Origin of the sequence: Streptomyces viridifaciens (assembly GCF_001888885.2) — a bacterium.
Taxonomy (GTDB): domain Bacteria; phylum Actinomycetota; class Actinomycetes; order Streptomycetales; family Streptomycetaceae; genus Kitasatospora; species Kitasatospora aureofaciens.
Map to the genome: position 1 here is coordinate 4,164,419 of NZ_CP090841.1, position 18,398 is coordinate 4,182,816.

Genomic DNA, 18,398 nt, shown 5'->3' on the forward strand with positions numbered 1-18,398 from the left:
GGTACCGGCAGGTGGGCCGGTACCGACGAGTGGACCGCTACTTCTTCTTCCCGGCGGGGTCCGCCGGGTGCGGGGCCACCTTCCGGTCACCCTTGGTGGCGATCCGCTCCTCGCACAGCCGGGCCAGCACCTCGTACGCCTTCCTGCCCATCAGCTCGGTGAGCTCGGGGCGGTAGCTGACGTACACCGGCTCGGCGCCCTGGTGGGCGGCCGGGGCACCGGTGCACCACCAGTGCAGGTCGTGGCCGCCCGGGCCCCAGCCGCGGCGGTCGTACTCGCCGATCGAGACCTGGAGGTAGCGGGTGTCGTCGGGGCGGTCGATCCAGTCGTAGGTGCGGCGGATCGGCAGCTGCCAGCAGACGTCCGGCTTGGTCTCCAGCGGCTCCCGGCCCTCCTTGAGGGCGAGCGCGTGCAGGGCGCAGCCGGCGCCGCCCGCGAAGCCGGGGCTGTTCACGAAGATGCAGGCGCCGTTGACCCGGCGGGTCTGGCGGTCGCCGTCCTCGTCCAGCATGGTGACGCCGCCGTCGGACCTGATCCGGCCCTTGGCGTCGGTGCCCTCGGCGAAGTTCTCCCACAGCTCGGGGGTCAGCCGCGCCGCGTGGCCCAGGACGCGCTTCTCGTCGTCCTCGTCCGAGTAGTGGGCGCCCAGCGTGCAGCAGCCGTCCGACTCGCCGCGGCCCTCGCGGATGCCGTGGCAGCCCTGGCCGAAGACGCAGGACCAGCGGGAGGTCAGCCAGGTGAGGTCGCAGCGGAAGACCTGCTCGTCGTCGGCGGGGTCGGCGAACTCGACCCAGGCACGGGGGAAGTCGAGCGGGACCTCGTCGCGCGGGATCTCGCGGCGCAGGGTCGGCATCGCGAGGTCGACGGGGGCGGGGGAGGCCACGGGCTTCGCCTTGGCCTTCTTCTTGGACGTTTCTGCTGGTGCCACCCGGCAAGGGTAGAGCTTCGCGGGGGCGTACGGGCCGGTTGGCGCGGTCGTGGGCGGTGCGGGGCTGGCGCCGGGTGGGCTTCGGGCGGAGTGAAGGCGGGGTGAAGAGGTCCGGCTGTCCGTGCGGGCCGGGCCGGGCGGGTGCCTAGGATGGCGGCCAGTCCGCTACGGGGAGGTACGGGGATGGCAGGCGGCAGCACCGGGGCGGCCGACGGCGGGAGCGGCGGGTTCGTCCTCAAACCGTGGGAACTGCACGGCGAGGGGCGGGAGTTCGAGAAGCTCGGGCGTGAACTCGGCAAGGCCGTGAGCACCCTGGAGCAGGGCCTCGCCGCGCTCGGCGCGCCCTGGGGCGCGGACCAGCCGGGCAGCGCCCTCGCCGCCGTGTACGGCCCGGCGCACGGTGAACTCCTCGGCGGGCTCCGGGCGTTGGCCGGACAGGTCGGGCAGGTCGGCGCCGGACTGCACACGATGGCGGAACGGACCACGGACACCGACACCTCGACGGCGGACGGCTTCTGCGGGACGCCGGCCCCCACGGCCGGCACGCCGGGGTCAGTCGCCCGCCCGGCGGTGTATTCGGGCACCGGGGCAACCCCGGGGGCGGCACCGGCCGTCCCCCAGGACATGTCGGTCTGAACGGCCCGGCTCGAAGGGGGAGAAGCGCGTGTCCCGGAAACTGCCCGAGGAACTGGTCCCGCTCCTGGCCAGGACCGGCCACCCGTGGCCGCAGGCCGACGAGGAGGCCCTGCGCAAAGCGGCCGCGCACTGGCGGGAGTTCGCCGCCGAGGCCGACCGGATCACCCGCCGCGGCGGGGAGTCCGTCCAGCGGGTGGCCGCCGACAACTCCGGCCACGCCGTCGACGCCTTCACGGCGTACTGGCGGACGTACAGCGACGGCGGCAAGGGCCACCTCCAGGACGCGCACACCGCCGTCGGGCTGGTCGCCACCGCCTTCGACGCCGCCGCCCGGGCCGTCGACGGCTGCAAGGCCGAGATCATCGCCACCCTGCAGAACCTGGCCGCCGAGCTCAAGCAGACCCGGGAGCAGGCCGCCGAGGTCCAGCAGACCGCGGCAGTGGTCGCCGCGAACGCCGGGCAGACCGGGCAGACCGGGGTCTTCGGCGGGCTGGAGAAGTCCGTCGCCGGCTTCGCGGGCGGGGTGAAGAACGCCGCCACCACCCAGGTCGCCGCAGGGGTCGAGGCCGTCGCGGCGGAGACCGCCGCGCTGAAGATCGCCGGCCTGCTCGCCGAACTCGGCCGCGGCATGAAGGACGCCCTGGCCGCCGCGCTCAAGGAGCCGGCCGCCGTCGCCCTGCTGCGGCTCGGCACCGCGTCCGGCACCGGCGTCACCACCGCCTCCTACCGCACCAAGGGCGGCTTCGACCCGCTCTCCGCCGGACTGCCCGCCGCCCTCGGCGAGCCCGGCGTGCTCGGCAGGGACGGCACCGGACTGGTCGTCCTCTCCGGGCAGGACGGCAAGCCCCTGGTCGGCGTGCCCGGGCTCGGCGTCAAGCTCGACGAGCACGGACAGCCCGTTCTCGGCCCCGACGGCAAGCCGGTCATCCTGCGCTCCGACGGCACCCCGGTGGCCGACGCCGCCGGGCTGCTCGTCGTCACCGGGCCGGACGGCAGGCCGGTGGTCGGGGTGGCCGACCTGGCCGTCCGGCTGGACGAGCACGGGCAGCCGGTGCTCACCGACCAGCAGGGCAAGGAACTGCACGGGCTGTCGCTCGCCGACCTCACCGACCCGCGCGAGGCCGCGGTCGATCCCAAGGTGCCGGGTGCGGTGACGGCGTCGGCCGTGGTGCCGCCGGTGGACCCGACGGCGGCCCCGTCCGTCGTCCCCGCCTCGCTCCCCGCCGTGGATTCCGCCCTGGACCCCTCGGCGGTTCCGTCCACGCTCTCCTCCGCCGCTCCGTCCGCGGCCCCGGCGGCCGATCCGGTGGTCGCCGCCGCGCCGGCCACGACCTCGGACGCCCCGTACAGCGGCTCGCACCGGGCCGTGACGGCCGCCACCGACTGGTCGCCGCCCGCGCGGGACGACGGGCCGTCGGTACGGGTGACCGCGCACCAGGGCGGCGGTCCGGTGACGGCGAGCTGGTCCGACGGGGACTACCCGCTCCAGGCGCCCAGCCACCACGGGGGCGGCGGGGGCGGCAGCGTGCCGGTGACCGTACGGACCGACTCGGTGAGCGCGCCGCCCGCGCCCGCCGCGCCGCCGTCCGGCGGCGGTCCCTCGTACGGGCCCGGGTACACCCCGGCCGCGGATGCCTCGCCGGTCGTCCGGCCGGTCGGAGTGGTCGGCGTGTCCGGGCAGTTCGGGACACCGGCGTACTCGGGCGGATATCCGGGGACCGGCACCGTGGGCGCCGTCGGACCCGGCCCCCTGGCGGTCGGTGGCGGCTCCCCGGCGCACGTGGCCGCGCCCTTCGGCAGCGGCATCGGCGGCGGCAGCGGTACTGCCACGGGCGCGCCCGGCGCCGCCTCCCCGGTCGTCGGCGCTCCCGTGGCCGGCGGGCCCCAGCCCGGCAGCGAGCTCCGACCGGGCGCGCCGCGCACCCCGGCGGGCGTCGCCCCCGGCCCGGCCACCCCGGCCCCGACCCCGGTCCCGGCCCCGGTCGAGCCGCCGATCGTCGGCACCACCCCCGTCATCGGCCGACCCGAGCCGCACCCCGCCGACGGCCGCCGCCGGGACACCGCCGCCGCCCTCGCCGACCCGGCCCTCGCCTGGGGCGCCGTCCCGGTCGCCACCGCCCACGCCATGGCCCTCCAGCTCGCCCTGCGGGCCCGGCGCGGCCCGCTCGCCGAAGGTCCGGAACTCCGGCTGCGCACCATCGCCGACAGTCGCCCATACGGGCTGCCCGGCGGTCTCGGCCCGGTCGACCCCGAGCACCAGGCCGAACTCGAACGCCGGGTGCCGCGCGACGAGGACGGCCTGCCCGTCCGCCACCCCGACCCGGCGGCCGGCGGTTGGCCGGAAGCCGTCAACGCGGGCGGCTACCGCGAACCAGGCCGGGCCAACAACAGCCTGGAGATCGCGCTCTCCGCCGTCGACACCTACACCGGCCGCCCCACCTGCGCGGCCCCGCGCATCCCCACCGAGGGCGACGCCGGCGAACGCGGCGGCCGCGACCGTGCGGAACGCGAACTCGGCGCCCCCTTCCGCGACCTCGGTGACGGCGGCCAGGCCTTCACCCGCCTCGCCGGCGAACTCCGCCGGGCCGGCCACGGGGCCCAGGCCGTCCTCCTCACCCTCGACGCCTACGGCCGCCCCCACGCCTGGAACGCCGTCAACCACCGGGACACCGTCACCTACCTCGACCACCAACTCGCCCGCCACAGCCCCAGCCCCCTCCACCCGGCCACCCAGGGCCTCTGGGCCATCGCCCTCTCCCCGGAGGGCCGCCCCCTGGACCTGATGACGGCGCGAGCCAGCTGATCGGCTACGAGATCCGGTCCGCCCCGCTCGGCATGCGGCGGGCGGCCGAGTTCACGGAACAGGAGGTCGCCGAGGCCTGAGCGGATCGCGCGGAGCGGTGCCGCGAAGTGCGACATCGCGGTGACCGGTTCGAACTGACCGCGGGGGCTGGATGATGTTGGGGTCGGAGTGGGTGTTGACGGGGGTGGGCGAATGATCTCGCGCGCGCAGGCGGTGGAGGCGGGGCACCGGTGGATCAACGGGGATCTGCCGCAGGGGGCCGGGGCGGTGCGCCGGGTGTGTGCGCACGAGTTCGAGCTCGGGTGGGTGGTCTGGGCGGAGCCGCCGCGGGTGGAGGTCGACCCGCGCACCGGGGAGCGGCGGGCGCCGGGGGAGGTGGGGGCCGCGTGTGCGGTGGTGGACCGGGAGAGCGGGCGGTTCACGGTGTGGCCCTCGGTACCGGTGGACGAAGTGGTCGGTCTCTACCGGGACTTCGTGGGCGCGGGCGGCTACGACCCGACCGGGCCGCCGGTCACCGGCCGGGGCGCCCGGGCCGAGCTGACGTACCGGGACGGCACGGGCGCGACCCACGCGCTGGCGCTGCGTTCCGCCGCGGGGCTGCCGCACCCGGCGCTGCGCGGCTGGTGGTGGCTGCGCGAGCAGGGCATCCCGGCCGAGGACGTGCTGGCGGTGCGGACCGACCTGCGGCTGAGCGCGCTGCCCGGCGGCTACTGGTCGTACGCGCTGGCCGCCGAACTGCCTCACGCGCGGCTGGAGTTCGAGCTTCCCTACGGGCCGCGCTCGGACCACCGGGCGGCCGCCGTACGGCAGTTGCCCGCCCCGCCGGACGGTCCGGGCCGTAACCGGGTGCCGTTCCCCCGCGCGGTGCCGCCGCTGCCGGGGGAGTCGGACGCCGCCCTGGCGGAGCGGCTGGTCCGGCGCTTCGGCACGGCGGGCGTGCAGCGCTTCGGTCCGGCGGACACGGCGCGCGCGGAACTGCCCGGGGACGCGGCCGCGCTGCTGCTGTCCGTCGGCGTGCCGAAGGCGGTGGACGGTTTCTTCGCGCTGCACCACCCGGGGGCGGAGGCGATCGCGGACGGCTCCCGCCCGGGCACCGTCCTGCCGCCGCTCGCCCCGCACCTCGCGGCGCTCGGCCGCGGCACCCGGGTGGCCGAACGGGAGCGGTCGGCCCTCGCCGGGCAGCTGGTGCTGGGCACGGACGGCTGGGCGCTGATCACCCTGGACACCGGGCCGGGCGCCGTCCGGGCAGTCGACCCGGACTACGGGACGGCCCGCCACTGCAACGCCGACCTGCGCGCCTTCGTCCGCTGCCTGGAGCTGTTCGCCGGCTGGTGGCCCACCCTGCGCGGGCTGGACCCGGCGGCCGCGGGCGCGGCGGTGGACGCCCTGCAGCGGGGGCTGGCGGAGCTGGACGGTACGGTCTACGGCGATCCGGAGAACTGGTGGGCTGTCATCGTGGAACAGTTGTGGGACGGTCTGCTCTGATCCGACCTCGGCCGCGGCGGCCCCGGGAACCGGAAACCGCCGCGGCGCTGTCCGAACGGTCAGATGACCACGAACCACGCGAGCCCAGGACCCGAGCGACCCGAGCCGCCCGAGCGACCTGAGCGACCCGAGCCACCGAAGCAGCAGCTGGAGCACCGAGCCGTGACCGCCCCGCCCCGCGCCGCCCGCACGGCCGCCCTCGCCGCGCTCGCGGTCCTGGCCGCCGGTTGTGCCGCGGGCGGCGGCCCCGCGCTGCAGGCCCGTTCGGCCGTCGCACCGGCGGTGTGCGCGTCCCCGGTGGTGATCGGCCACCGGGGAGCGCCGTTCAACGCCCCCGAGAACACCATGGCCTCCTTCGAGACCGCCCTCGACCAGGGCGCCGACTGGCTGGAGACCGACGTCCAGACCACCCGGGACGGCGTCCCGGTGCTGATGCACGACCCGACCGTGGACCGCACCACCAACGGCAAGGGTGCCGTCGCCGACCTGACCGCGGCCCAGGTCGCCGCCCTGCGGGTGACCGTCGGCCCGGGCCCGGCCCAGTCCGTCCCGACCCTGGAGGAACTGCTCGAGCGGCTCTCCGGCAGCAGCGCCACGCTGCTGATGGAGATCAAGTGGCAGCGCCCCGAGGACGTCGCCCGGATCGCCCGGATCGCGGCCGGCAGCAAGGCGCACGTCGTCCTCTACTCCTTCTCGGTCGACCACCTGCGCCAGGCCCACGCCGTGGCGCCCGCCCTGCCGGTGGTGCTGATCCAGAGCGGCGGGATCGCCGAGGACCCGAAGGGCCTGAAGCTGAACGGGATCGCCCTGGACACCGGACTGGCCACCGCGTCCCGGATCGCCGCCGAGCGCAAGGCCGGGCGCGAGGTCTACGTCTGGACGCTGGACGGTGAGGAGGCCTGGCAGCTGATGACCGCCCGGGACGCCGACGGCCTGATCACCGACACCCCGGGCCCGGCCCGCCGCTGGGTCGACGCCAACTGCCGCACCGAGCGCCGGACCGGGCCCCGCGGCCACTGAACGACGGTCAGCGGGCGACGGCCGCGGATCGCACCCGGAACGGTCGGGAACGCACGGGGACGACCGAGACCAGCGCGAATACCGTCACAACCGATCTCCTCGCCGCCCGAATCGCGTAGCGTGGAGAGTTATGCGACTCGGTGTGCTCGACGTAGGTTCCAACACCGTCCACTTCCTCGTGGTGGACGCCCATCCGGGTGCCGCCCCGCTCGCCGCCTACTCGCACAAGGCCGAGCTGCGCCTGGCCGAGCTGCTCGACGAGTCCGGCGCGATAGGCGAGGCCGGGGTCGAGCGGCTGATCGGGCATGTCGCCTCCTCGCTGCGGGTCGCCGAGGACAAGGGCGTGGTCGACATCCTGCCGTTCGCCACCTCCGCCGTGCGCGAGGCCGCCAACGGCGAGCAGGTGCTGCGCCGGGTCGCCGACGAGACCGGGGTCGAACTGCGGGTGCTCTCCGGGCAGGACGAGGCCCGGCTCACCTTCCTGGCCGTCCGCCGCTGGTTCGGCTGGTCCTCGGGCCGACTGCTCAACCTGGACATCGGCGGAGGCTCGCTGGAGATCGCCTGCGGCCTGGACGAGCAGCCGGACGTCGCCTGCTCGCTGCCGCTGGGCGCCGGGCGGCTGACCGCCCGCTGGCTGCCCGGGGACGTCGCCGACCCGGACGGGCTGCGCGAGCTGAGACGGCACATCCGGGCCGAGATCGCCCACGTGGTCGGCGAGATCTCCCGGCTCGGGCCGCCGCAGCACGCCGTCGCCACCTCCAAGACCTTCAGGCAGCTGGCCCGGATGACCGGCGCCGCCCCCGCCGACGCCGGCCCGTACGCCGACCGCCGGCTCACCCGCAGCGGGCTGTCCGCCTGGCTGCCGCGACTGTCCACGATGACCGTCGCCGAGCGCGCGCAGATCCCCGGCGTCTCGGAGGGCCGGGCCAAGCAGCTGCTGGCCGGGGCGCTGGTCGCCGACGCCGCGATGGACCTGTTCGGCCTGGAGGAACTGGACGTCTGCCCCTGGGCGCTGCGCGAGGGCATCATCCTGCGCCAGCTGGACTCCATGGACAGCAGCTCCACCGAGCGCCGGCCCGCGCTCACCCCGTAGGCGCGGCTCACCCCCGTAGGCGCCGCCTCCCCTCGTGGCGCGGCCGCCCGGCGTGCCGATGGTCACTCCGCCGGGCGTCCCGTCCCGTTCGGCGCGTGCTCCGCTTACGCTGTCTCCCGTGGTGCAACCAGCGGGCGAGGACGGAACGCAGGAGGGCCGCGCTCCCGGAGCGGACGGGCAGCCGCGGTCGGTGGGCCCGCGCGGTCGCCTCGGCAAGGCGGCGCTCGGCAAGGGGGCGCTCGGCAAGGGGGCGCTCGGCAAGGCGGGCAACGACGCCACCGCGGAACGGGACACCAAGGCCACCACCAAAGCCACCAAGGCCACCAAGGCCGTGAAGGCTGTGAAGGCGGCCCAGCGCACCGCCAAGAAGGCCGTCAAGAAGGCGGCGGCCCCCACCGCCGGCAGGTCCGCGCGCAAGTCCGCCGCGACGACCGCGAAGAAGCCCGAGCACCCCCGCCAGCCGCCCAAGGAGACCCGTACCGCCCGGGCCGCCGGCGCCGCCAAGGCCGCCGTCCAGTCCGTCCGCTCGGTCAAGGCCGCCAAGCGCGACGCCGCCCGTCCGCCGCTGCTGCGCACCACCGACCGGCTGGTGCTGCCCCAGCACCCGGCCCTGCACATCCCGGACACCAAGGTGGTGCTGTCCACCGCCTCGGTGTACCCGGCGAGCACCGCCGTCGCCTTCGAGCTGGCCGCCAAGCTCGGCTACGACGGGGTCGAGGTGATGGTCTGGAACGACCCGGTCAGCCAGGACCTGGAGGCTCTGCGCCGGCTCTCCGACGCCCACCAGCTGCCGATCCTGGCCGTGCACGCGCCCTGCCTGCTGATCACCCAGCGGGTGTGGACCACGGACCCGTGGACCAAGCTGGTCCGGGCCCGGGCGGCCGCCGAGAAGCTCGGCGCGAGCGCCGTGGTCGTCCACCCGCCGTTCCGCTGGCAGCGGCAGTACGCCCGGGAGTTCGTCGAGGGCATCAGCCGGATGGCGGGCGAGACCGACGTCCGCTTCGCCGTCGAGAACATGTACCCGTGGCGCTACCGCGACCGCGAGGTGCTGGCCTACTCGCCCGGCTGGGACGTCACCGACGAGGACTACCGGCACTTCACCATCGACCTCTCGCACGTCGCCACCTCCCGGATCGACGCCTTCGCCATGGCCGAGCGGATGGGCGACCGGCTCGCCCACGTCCACCTGGCCGACGGCAGCGGCTCCGGCAAGGACGAGCACCTGATCCCGGGCCGGGGCAAGCAGCCCTGCGCCGAGTTCCTGGAGCACCTCGCCCGCACCGGCTTCGACGGCCACGTGGTGCTGGAGGTCAACACCCGCCGCGCCGCGTCCCCCGCCGAACGCGAGGCCGATCTGGCCGAGGCCCTGGCCTTCACCCGCTTGCACCTGGCCACCCCCTCGCGCGTACGCTGAACGCCGGGCCCATCGGGGGCGCGAATGCGAACTGCCGTACGGCGGGAGAGAGATGACGCGGAGTCCGAACCACGGAGAGCTCGCGGTCAGCTTCGGCGCGGTCGCCGCCGAGTACGACCGGGGTCGGCCGCGCTACCCCGACGAGCTGCTCGACACGGTGGAGCGGCTCTGGGGCCGGAGCCTCAAGGGAGCCAGGGTCCTGGACGTCGGCGCGGGTACCGGCATCGCCACCCGGCTGCTGGCCGCCCGGGGCGCGGACGTCGTCGCGGTCGAGCCCAGCGACGGCATGGCCGCCCAGTTCCTGCTCTCCTCGCCCACCCTGCCGCTGGTCCGCGGCGGCGGCGACGACCTGCCGTTCCACGACGGGTCCGCCGACCTGGTCACCTACGCCCAGGCCTTCCACTGGACCCGCCCCGAGCGGTCCGTCCCCGAGGCGATCCGGGTGCTGCGGCCGGGCGGGGCCGTCGCCACCTGGTGGAACGTGCAGGACGAGACCGTGCCGTGGGTCCGGGCCCGGGCCGAGCGGATGGCCGCCGCCCTCCCCGACCGCTACCGCGGCTACGGCGGCATCAGCGCCCACACCAGCCACTTCGCCCCGGCCGGCCTCGCCGTCGAACGGGCGGTGCTGCACTGGGAGCGGCGGATCACCGTCGAGCACGTGCTCACCGACCTCACCTCCCGCTCCTACCTGGCCTCGCTCGGCCCCGAGGAGCGCGCGCCCGTGCTGGCCGCCGAACGGGAGGCCATGCTCGCCGAATTCCCGGACGGCGTGGTGGTCGAGCCCTTCACCCTGGACGTCACCGTCGCCGTCAGGCGGGGCTGACCCGCCGGCCCCGCGGACTGCCCGCATCGCGGACGGACCGTCCGCCGGCCGGACGGCGGGCGTAGGCTCGTAAGCCACACGGCCCCCGCACCCTCCTCACCGGCGGGGTGCCGGCGACAGCCCCGAAGGAGTGGAGCACAGTGCCCGAGCTGAGGTCCCGTACGGTCACCCACGGTCGCAACATGGCAGGCGCCCGGGCGCTTCTCCGGGCCGCCGGCGTAGCCCGCGAGGACTTCGGCAAGCCGATCATCGCGGTCGCCAACTCCTTCACCGAGTTCGTCCCCGGCCATACCCACCTCCAGCCGGTCGGCCGGATCGTCTCCGAGGCGATCAAGCAGGCGGGCGGCATCCCGCGCGAGTTCAACACCATCGCCGTGGACGACGGCATCGCGATGGGCCACGCCGGCATGCTCTACTCGCTGCCCTCGCGCGACCTGATCGCCGACTCGGTCGAGTACATGGTCAACGCGCACTGCGCCGACGCGCTGATCTGCATCTCCAACTGCGACAAGATCACCCCCGGCATGCTGATGGCCGCGCTGCGCCTCAACATCCCGACCGTCTTCGTCTCCGGCGGCCCGATGGAGGCCGGCAAGGCCACCCTGGTCGACGGCACCGTGCGCAAGCTGGACCTGATCGACGCGATCTCCCAGGCGGTCAACGAGAACGTCTCCGACGAGGACATCGCGATCATCGAGGAGAACGCCTGCCCCACCTGCGGCTCCTGCTCCGGCATGTTCACCGCCAACTCGATGAACTGCCTCACCGAGGCGATCGGCCTCTCGCTGCCCGGCAACGGCTCGGTGCTCGCCACCCACACCGCCCGCCGGGCCCTGTACGAGAAGGCCGGGCGGACGGTCGTCGAGATCGCCAACCGCCACTACGGCCAGGACGACGACTCGGTGCTGCCGCGCGCGATCGCGAACCGCGCCGCCTTCGAGAACGCCATGGCCCTGGACATCGCCATGGGCGGCTCGACCAACACCATCCTCCACCTGCTCGCCGCCGCCCAGGAGGCCGAGCTGGACTTCGACATGCGGGCCATCGACGCGATCTCCCGCAAGGTGCCCTGCCTCTCCAAGGTCGCGCCCAACGGCTCGTACTACATGGAGGACGTGCACCGGGCCGGCGGCATCCCGGCCATCCTCGGCGAGCTGTACCGGGGCGGCCTGCTCAACGAGGACGTCCACACCGTCCACTCCGACTCGCTCGCCGAGTGGCTCAAGACCTGGGACGTGCGCGGCGGCTCCCCCTCCGCCGAGGCCGTCGAGCTGTGGCACGCCGCCCCCGGCTGCAAGCGCTCCGCCGAGGCCTTCTCGCAGTCCGAGCGCTGGGAGTCGCTGGACACCGACGCTGCCAGGGGCTGCATCCGCAGCGTCGAGCACGCCTACTCGGTCGAGGGCGGCCTGGCCGTGCTGTACGGCAACCTCGCCGAGGACGGCTGCATCGTGAAGACCGCCGGCGTCGACGAGTCGATCTGGACCTTCAGCGGCCCGGCGGTGGTCTGCGAGTCCCAGGAGGACGCGGTCGAGGCGATCCTCGCCAAGCGGATCAAGGAGGGCGACGTCGTCGTCATCCGCTACGAGGGCCCCAAGGGCGGCCCGGGCATGCAGGAGATGCTCTACCCGACCTCCTTCCTCAAGGGCCGCGGCCTCGGCAAGGCCTGCGCGCTGATCACCGACGGCCGCTTCTCCGGCGGCACCTCGGGCCTGTCCATCGGCCACGCCTCCCCGGAGGCCGCCTCCGGCGGCACCATCGCCCTGGTCGAGGACGGTGACACCATCGCCATCGACATCCCGGGGCGGACGATCTCCCTGGAGGTGCCGGCCGAGGTCCTCGCCGAGCGCCGCCGCGCCCTGGAGGCCGGGCACGGCTACCGGCCGAAGAACCGCGACCGCCAGGTCAGCCAGGCGCTGCGGGCCTACGCGGCGATGGCCACCTCGGCCGACAAGGGCGCCGTCCGGGACGTCAGCAAGCTCGGCTGAGCCCGATCACCATCAGGAGGAGCCGCCCCGGCGTCCGGGACGGCTCCTCCGTCGTCGCCCTCCGGGCGCAGTGTCACAACTGTCGCTCGGGTGATAATCGACGTCGTGAGCGAGCAGCCCCCCACCCCCGCCCCCAAGCCCGCCGGTGCCCCCGAGCCGGAGCCGATCCGTTTCTTCGGCACCACCTGGGTCAACCGGGACAACGGCTACTGGCCGCGCCGGGTCGGCGTCTCGATCGGCGCCCTGGTCGCCACCGCGGCCGCCGCGCTGGTGCTGCGCTTCGGCGTCGAGGGCGTCGCGCTCTCCGACAACGGCGGCTTCCTGAACGGGCTGCTGACCGCCGCGATCGCGGTCTGCTCGATGATGTCCGTCCGGCGCACCTGGAAGGTGCTCACCGAGGGCAAGGACCAGCTGACCGGCTGGATGGCCGAGGACCGGTCGCTCGGCGCCGTCTGGCTGATCGGCGGGGCCGGCAGCCTGGCCGCCTACTTCGCCCGCAGCCTGGTCGAGGCCCCCGGCGAGGGCGTCAAGCGGGCCGCCCACGAGCGGGCCGTCGAGCGGTACGGCAAGCGCCGGACCGGCCGCAGCGGCCGACCCGGCGCGAAGCGCAAGCGCTGATTCTCACTCGCGGCTGGTCGTGCCGCACTGGCCGCTCGGCGCCAGGTCGTGGCTGCGGTCGTACGGATCCGTGGTCGGGCCGGTCTGCTCGGGGTGGGGCCGGGCGAACTGGCGGAACTGCGGATGCACGAAGCCGTCGTACACGGAGCAGGCGTTGTTGCCCACGTCGGACATGGCCTTCCCCAGGACGATCTTCTTCGCGTCGACCTGGTGCCGGTCCGGATCGTAGAAGCGGTAGTCACCGACCCTGCGCACGATCGTCCGGGTCGTCCAGGTGTCACCGGAGCTGGCGGCGGCCGGCTCGACCAGGCCCACCGGTCGGGCGGAGCCGCCCTGCGGCGCCGACGGGGTGGCGGACGGGGCCGGGCGGTCCTCGGCCAGCTTCCGGGCGTCGGGGCCGGGCTGCAACGGGTAGACGAAGGTGAAGTCGGTGTGGATCAGCACGCCGCCGTCACCGTCCCCCTCGTAGCTGAGCCGGCCCTGGACCTTGACCGCGTCGCCGACCAGGACCGCCTCGCGCGGGTCGAAGCGGGAGAACCAGCTCAGCGGGTCGTGGTCCTTGCCCGGGTGGTCGAGGGCGTCGGCCGCGTCCTTGCGGTCCTCGTGGTCGAGCATCGCCAGCGCGGCGTCCGGACGGGCACCCGCGATCACCTTGGGGTCGAGGTTGGCGGCCGCCAGGTAGTCCTTGACCTGCTGGAGCTGGGCGGCGACCTCGTCGGCCGAGAACACCCCGGTGGCCTTGGCCTCGGGCAGGACCATCGCCTCCGTGCCGGTCGGCCAGCCCGCGGCCGGGGAGGCCTTCCAGGGGTGGTCGACGGTCGGCTGGTCGTCCGGAGTGTCCGGCGGAGCCGTTGTCGGCCGGGCCGTCTCCGGGGCGACCACGGGGACGGGCGCGTCGGCCTTCGAGGAGCGCAGGCCGGAGACCCAGTTGCTGACCGCGTTGACGTTCAGCGAGGCGAGCAGTCCCGCCACGACCAGCAGCACCACCAGCGGGGTGCGCCACCAACCGCCCCGGCGCCTGGCCGGGCGCGGGTTGCCCCAGGGGTCGACCACCCGCAGCTCCGGCCTGCGCCCGAACCGGCGTTTGGGCGTCGCCGGACCGTCGTTGACCGAGCGGCGGCCGCCCGGGTCGACCGGCGGGGTGTGCTTCCAGCGGGCGGCCAGCATCCGGGTGCGGCCGGACTGCTCCTTGACGGTGGCGGAGCGCACGAACTCCTCGTCCAGCACGAGGTCTGCGAACGGGTCCTTCCCGCCCGCTCCGGACGGGTCGGACCCGCCCGGCTCACCGCCCTGCGAGGGGCGCGGTTCCGGATCTTCGGCGATTGGCATCGCGCCAGTATGCCGACGGGGTGTGACGATCCGTTGATCGGGGGCACACCTTGTGGTGAACCGGTGTGCGGGGCCGGGTGGTTCACCGCCGCTTGTCCGGAAATGCGCCGTCAGCCCTTGCCGCGGGCCTGCTTCACCCCGTGTACCACCCCGGCGACCGACATCAGTACGGCGGCCGGGATGAGCGACACGAGGAGCGCGCCGAACAGGCCCTCGTCGCCGAGGAGCATCTGGGCCACCGTGTTCAGCACCAGCAGCCCGCCGGCTGCCGGGAGCGCCGATTGCCACGGGTGTTCCCGCGCCCACCGCTTCAGCCGACGGTCGCCGCCGTCCCCGCGCAGCTGGTTGCCCGCCCAGCCGACCAGGAAGAAGAAGAACAGGCCCCAGCCGGCCGGTTCGGCCAGCATGCTCAGCGACCAGTCGCCGGAGATCGCCTCGATCCCCAGGGCCGTCGCCCCCACCACCGCACCGACTCCCGCGGCCGTCCGCCACGGGCCCACCGTCGCGGAGGCGACGGCGAGTTGCCGGTTCTCTCGTCGGGACATTCCGTCGTGTGCCATGGCTCCACGGTGCGCCTGCCCGGGCGTGGAGGCCATAGGGGAAACCCCCGAGTTTTCACCCTAGGGGCAACGGCCTTGGCGGCTGCCGGGCAGCGGCCCCGCCCGCCGCCGCACAGCCAGCCGTACGACGGCCTCCCCGAGCCCGCCGACCACGGACCGGACGGTCCCGCCGGGCGCCGCCGAGCGGTGCGAGGATGGCCGCAGTACCGAGGCTAGGAGCGGACCATGGGCAGCAGCGCAGCACACGGACAGAAGATCGCCTTCCTGGGCACCGGCAAGATCGGCGAGGCCCTGCTCTCCGGTCTGCTGCGGGCCGGCAAGGCCCCGTCGGACGTCCTGGTGACCGCCCGTCGGCCCGAGCGCGCGGCCGAACTCACCGACCGCTACGGCGTGGTGGCCGTCTCCAACGCCGAGGCCGCCAAGCTGGCCGACACCCTGATCCTCGCGGTCAAGCCGCAGGACATGGGCACCCTGCTGGAGGAGCTGGCCCCGCACATCAGCCCGGACCGGCTGGTGATCTCGGCGGCGGCCGGCGTCCCCACCGCCTGGTTCGAGGAGCGGCTGGCGGCCGGCACCCCGGTGGTCCGGGTGATGCCCAACACGCCGGTGCTGGTGGACGAGGGGATGAGCGTCATCTCCGGCGGCTCGCATGCCCGGGAGGAGCACCTGGCGCGCGCCGAGGAGATCTTCAGCTCGGTCGGCAAGGCGCTGCGGCTGCCGGAGTCCCAGCAGGACGCCGCCACCGCGCTGTCCGGCTCCGGCCCGGCCTACTTCTACTTCCTGGTGGAGGCGATGACGGACGCGGGCATCCTGCTCGGCCTGCCCCGCCAGGTGGCGCACGACCTGATCGTGCAGTCCGCGATCGGTGCCTCGGTGATGTTGCGCGACTCCGGCGAGCACCCGGTGAAGCTGCGTGAGGCGGTCACCTCCCCGGCCGGCACGACCATCGCGGCCATCCGCGAGCTGGAGAACCACGGGGTGCGGGCGGCGTTGCTGGGCGCGCTGGAGGCGGCCCGGGACCGCTCCCGGGAGCTGGCCTCCGGCGGGAAGTGATCGCGCGCGACCCCTCCCGCAATCGCGGCGCAGCCCCTACGCTCTCGGCCACCGTCGTCCGTACCGGCCAGTAGCGAGGTTCCCGCATGAGCGCCGCGCCGTCCGTGCAGCCCGTCCCGTCCCCGATGGCGCCCGGCCTGCGCGTCGGGCGGGCGGCGCTCGCCGTCAGCTTCCTGCTCCAGGGCACCACCTTCGCGCTGCTGGTCACCTGCATCCCGGAGATCCAGCACCGGTACGGGCTGAGCGACGGGCTGCTGCCGGTCTTCCTGGCCGCGGTGCCGATCCTGGCCGGGGTGGGCTCGATCCTCTCCGAGCAACTGGTGAAGCGCACCGGCGCCCGGGCCGTGCTGCGGGTGGTCCAGCCGGCGGTCTGCCTCAGCCTGGCGGGCGCCGGGCTGGGCGGTTCGCTGTGGCAACTCGCCCTCGCGCTCGGCGCGTTCGGGCTGCTGGTGGGCGCGCTGGACGCCAGCATGAACATGCTGGGGGTGGGCCTCCAGCACCGCTACGGCCGCTCGATCATGATCGGGTTCCACGCCGCGTTCAGCCTCGGCGGCATCCTCGGCGCGGGGATCGCCGGCCTCGGCTCGCACTACGACCTGGGGCTGCCGGTGCTGTTCGGCACGGCCGGGGCGGTGATCGCCCCGCTCGCGGTGCTGACCGGCACCCTCCCCCAGCCTTCGGCCGGGGGGACCCCCACCGCCGGACCGGCCGAACTCGGCGACGCCGTCCGGGAGGCCGCCGAGGCCGCCGCCCGGTCCATCCCCTGGCGCCCGCTGCTGCCGCTGTGCCTCGCGATGGCCTGCGCGTACATCGCGGACGCCTCGGTCTCCAACTACAGCGTCAAGTACCTCACCGACGTTCTGGGCAGCCGCGAGGACCTGGCCAAGCTCTCCTACCTCGGCTACATGGTCGCGATGCTGCTGGGCCGGGCCCTGGGCGACCGCGCGGTGCAGCGCTTCGGCACCGTCGCGGTAGTGCGCGGCGGAGCCGCACTGGCCGCGCTCGGCTTCGGGCTGGCCGCGGTGGCTCCCGCGGCCTGGGCGGGCATCGCCTCGTTCACCGTGCTCGGCTTCGGCATCTGCGCGATCATCCCGCAGGTGTTCGCGGCCGGCGGGCGGCTCTTCCCGGCCGACTCGGACGCCGCCGTGGCCCGGCTCAACCTCTTCAACTACGTGGGCTTCCTGATCGGTTCGCCGCTGGTCGGCGCGGTCGCGGACGCGAGCTCGTACCGCTGGGCGCTGCTCGCCCCGATGCTGTTGGTGCTCGCCGTGCTGCCGCTGGCCGAGCGCTTCGCCCCGGCCCCGGTGGCGGCGCCCGCCACCGGGTGAGGACGGCGCCCGCCGCGGTGCGGCGGCGGTGCCTTCCCGCCGTGGGTCGGCGAGCCCTGACCGCCGCCCGTCCGCCCCCACCCACTACGGTGGAGGCCATGCCCGAAGCCGAGCGTGACACCCCCTGCGGCCTGCACCTCTTCTGGGACGAGGCCGTCACCGCCTACGACTTCGGCCCCGGCCACCCGATGGACCCGACCCGGCTGGCGCTCACCATGCGCCTGGTCGAGGCCCTCGGGCTGGACACCGGGCCGGGGGTGACCGTCCGTTCCGCGCCGCCCGCCGGGGAGTCCACCCTGCATCTGGTGCACACCCGGGAGTACGTCGAGGCGGTCAAGCACGCCGCCGCGCACCCCGAGCAGTCGGACCCCCGGCACGGGCTCGGCACCGACGACAACTGGTCCTTCCCGGCGGTCCACTCGGCCTCCGCGCTGATCGCCGGTCAGTCGGTCGCCGCCGCCGAGGCGGTCTGGCGCGGCGACACCCCGCACGCCGTCAACTTCGCCGGCGGGCTGCACCACGCGATGCCCGGCAAGGCCTCCGGCTTCTGCGTCTACAACGACCCGGCCCTGGCCATCGCCCGGCTGCTCGAACTCGGTGCCGAACGGATCGCCTACGTGGACGTGGACGTCCACCACGGCGACGGTGTCCAGGAGGCCTTCTGGAACGACCCCAGGGTGCTGACCGTCTCGCTGCACGAGCACCCGGCCACCCTCTTCCCGCAGACCGGCTGGCCCAGCGAGACCGGCGGCCCGGACGCCCCCGGCTCCGCCGCCAACCTGCCGCTGCCGGCCGGCACCGGCGACGCCGGCTGGCTGCGCGCCTTCCACGCCCTGGTGCCCGAACTGCTCGAAGCCTTCCGGCCACAGGTCCTGGTCACCCAGCACGGCGCGGACACCCATTTGGAGGACCCGCTCGCCCACCTCGCCGTGACCGTGGACGCCCAGCGGCTGATCGCCGAGGAACTGCACGAGCTGGCCCACCGGTACGCCGACGGCCGCTGGGTGGCCACCGGGGGCGGCGGCTACGCGGTGGTGGACGTCGTCCCGCGCACCTGGACCCACCTGGTCGCCACCGCCGCCGGCCGGCCCGTCGACCCGGCCACCGAGACCCCCGAGGCCTGGCGCGCCGAGGTCTACCGCCGCACCCGCCGCCCCGCCCCGCTGCGGATGACCGACGGCGCCCGCCCGGCCTGGCGCGATTTCGAATCGGGTTACGATCCGGCCGACCGACTCGATCAGGCCATCCTCGCCGGCCGCCGCGCGGTGTTCCCGCACCACGGACTGCTGGCCTGAAACCGCCGTCCGGCCACGCGCCGGGCGG

The 18,398-nt window shown here is 74.9% G+C and carries 15 protein-coding genes; 12 read left to right on the top strand and 3 right to left on the bottom strand.

Annotation, left to right across the window (positions count from 1 at the left end):
* Window positions 1-37 precede the first annotated feature (37 nt).
* Window positions 38-853: a DUF3109 family protein gene (locus BOQ63_RS25655; protein WP_030284349.1), complete on the bottom strand. Its 816-nt coding sequence runs from the start codon at window positions 851-853 to the stop codon at window positions 38-40.
* Between the two features lie 258 nt (window positions 854-1,111).
* On the opposite strand from BOQ63_RS25655, the gene BOQ63_RS25660 reads away from it, so the two are divergent.
* The 9 genes from BOQ63_RS25660 (at window position 1,112) to BOQ63_RS25700 (ending at window position 12,805) form a co-directional block, all read left to right on the top strand.
* Complete coding sequence (locus tag BOQ63_RS25660; protein WP_072655034.1) at window positions 1,112-1,564, top strand: hypothetical protein; 453 nt, start codon at window positions 1,112-1,114, stop codon at window positions 1,562-1,564.
* A gap of 28 nt (window positions 1,565-1,592) precedes the next feature.
* Window positions 1,593-4,367 (top strand): toxin glutamine deamidase domain-containing protein, encoded by a 2,775-nt coding sequence (locus BOQ63_RS25665; protein WP_150476119.1) that lies wholly within the window; start codon window positions 1,593-1,595, stop codon window positions 4,365-4,367.
* Window positions 4,368-4,559: 192 nt separating this feature from the next.
* Window positions 4,560-5,852 carry an SUKH-4 family immunity protein gene (locus tag BOQ63_RS25670; RefSeq protein ID WP_030284343.1) on the top strand — a complete coding sequence of 431 codons (1,293 nt, stop codon included), beginning with the start codon at window positions 4,560-4,562 and terminating at the stop codon, window positions 5,850-5,852.
* Between the two features lie 162 nt (window positions 5,853-6,014).
* A complete protein-coding gene (locus BOQ63_RS25675) occupies window positions 6,015-6,872 on the top strand; it encodes a glycerophosphodiester phosphodiesterase (RefSeq protein WP_072655037.1) in 858 nt (285 codons plus the stop codon).
* Window positions 6,873-7,002: 130 nt separating this feature from the next.
* Window positions 7,003-7,965, top strand: coding sequence for a Ppx/GppA family phosphatase (locus BOQ63_RS25680; RefSeq protein ID WP_030284339.1), 963 nt, complete (start codon window positions 7,003-7,005; stop codon window positions 7,963-7,965).
* 610 nt (window positions 7,966-8,575) lie between these two features.
* Window positions 8,576-9,379 (top strand): sugar phosphate isomerase/epimerase family protein, encoded by an 804-nt coding sequence (locus BOQ63_RS25685; RefSeq protein WP_030284337.1) that lies wholly within the window; start codon window positions 8,576-8,578, stop codon window positions 9,377-9,379.
* Between the two features lie 52 nt (window positions 9,380-9,431).
* Window positions 9,432-10,202 (top strand): class I SAM-dependent methyltransferase, encoded by a 771-nt coding sequence (locus BOQ63_RS25690; RefSeq protein ID WP_072655038.1) that lies wholly within the window; start codon window positions 9,432-9,434, stop codon window positions 10,200-10,202.
* Window positions 10,203-10,342: 140 nt separating this feature from the next.
* On the top strand, window positions 10,343-12,187 hold the full coding sequence (ilvD, locus tag BOQ63_RS25695; protein WP_030284333.1) for a dihydroxy-acid dehydratase: 1,845 nt from the start codon (window positions 10,343-10,345) through the stop codon (window positions 12,185-12,187).
* Between the two features lie 105 nt (window positions 12,188-12,292).
* The gene (locus BOQ63_RS25700) at window positions 12,293-12,805 is read left to right on the top strand and encodes a hypothetical protein (protein WP_030551616.1); all 513 of its coding nucleotides are present in this window, start codon (window positions 12,293-12,295) and stop codon (window positions 12,803-12,805) included.
* A 3-nt stretch (window positions 12,806-12,808) separates the two neighbouring features.
* On the opposite strand, the gene BOQ63_RS25705 is transcribed toward BOQ63_RS25700, so the two are convergent.
* Window positions 12,809-14,134: an SCO2583/SCO2584 N-terminal domain-containing protein gene (locus tag BOQ63_RS25705; protein WP_072655039.1), complete on the bottom strand. Its 1,326-nt coding sequence runs from the start codon at window positions 14,132-14,134 to the stop codon at window positions 12,809-12,811.
* A gap of 110 nt (window positions 14,135-14,244) precedes the next feature.
* A complete protein-coding gene (locus tag BOQ63_RS25710; RefSeq protein WP_143174775.1) occupies window positions 14,245-14,694 on the bottom strand; it encodes a hypothetical protein in 450 nt (149 codons plus the stop codon).
* A gap of 225 nt (window positions 14,695-14,919) precedes the next feature.
* On the opposite strand from BOQ63_RS25710, the gene proC reads away from it, so the two are divergent.
* The 3 genes from proC (at window position 14,920) to BOQ63_RS25725 (ending at window position 18,370) form a co-directional block, all read left to right on the top strand.
* Window positions 14,920-15,747, top strand: coding sequence for a pyrroline-5-carboxylate reductase (gene proC, locus BOQ63_RS25715; protein ID WP_030284325.1), 828 nt, complete (start codon window positions 14,920-14,922; stop codon window positions 15,745-15,747).
* A gap of 86 nt (window positions 15,748-15,833) precedes the next feature.
* The gene (locus tag BOQ63_RS25720; protein ID WP_051746877.1) at window positions 15,834-17,075 is read left to right on the top strand and encodes an MFS transporter; all 1,242 of its coding nucleotides are present in this window, start codon (window positions 15,834-15,836) and stop codon (window positions 17,073-17,075) included.
* A gap of 98 nt (window positions 17,076-17,173) precedes the next feature.
* Window positions 17,174-18,370: an acetoin utilization protein AcuC gene (locus BOQ63_RS25725; protein ID WP_046386055.1), complete on the top strand. Its 1,197-nt coding sequence runs from the start codon at window positions 17,174-17,176 to the stop codon at window positions 18,368-18,370.
* The last annotated feature ends 28 nt before the right edge of the window (window positions 18,371-18,398 follow it).

Excerpts from the sequence above, each read along its gene's own strand:
- BOQ63_RS25660 (WP_072655034.1), top strand. The coding sequence starts at position 1,112 with ATGGCAGGCGGCAGCACCGGGGCGGCCGACGGCGGGAGCGGCGGGTTC.
- BOQ63_RS25705 (WP_072655039.1), bottom strand. The coding sequence starts at position 14,134 with ATGCCAATCGCCGAAGATCCGGAACCGCGCCCCTCGCAGGGCGGTGAG.
- BOQ63_RS25710 (WP_143174775.1), bottom strand. The coding sequence starts at position 14,694 with ATGGCACACGACGGAATGTCCCGACGAGAGAACCGGCAACTCGCCGTC.
- proC (WP_030284325.1), top strand. The coding sequence starts at position 14,920 with ATGGGCAGCAGCGCAGCACACGGACAGAAGATCGCCTTCCTGGGCACC.
- BOQ63_RS25680 (WP_030284339.1), top strand. The coding sequence starts at position 7,003 with ATGCGACTCGGTGTGCTCGACGTAGGTTCCAACACCGTCCACTTCCTC.
- BOQ63_RS25690 (WP_072655038.1), top strand. The coding sequence starts at position 9,432 with ATGACGCGGAGTCCGAACCACGGAGAGCTCGCGGTCAGCTTCGGCGCG.
- BOQ63_RS25720 (WP_051746877.1), top strand. The coding sequence starts at position 15,834 with ATGAGCGCCGCGCCGTCCGTGCAGCCCGTCCCGTCCCCGATGGCGCCC.
- BOQ63_RS25655 (WP_030284349.1), bottom strand. The coding sequence starts at position 853 with ATGCCGACCCTGCGCCGCGAGATCCCGCGCGACGAGGTCCCGCTCGAC.
- BOQ63_RS25725 (WP_046386055.1), top strand. The coding sequence starts at position 17,174 with ATGCCCGAAGCCGAGCGTGACACCCCCTGCGGCCTGCACCTCTTCTGG.
- BOQ63_RS25670 (WP_030284343.1), top strand. The coding sequence starts at position 4,560 with ATGATCTCGCGCGCGCAGGCGGTGGAGGCGGGGCACCGGTGGATCAAC.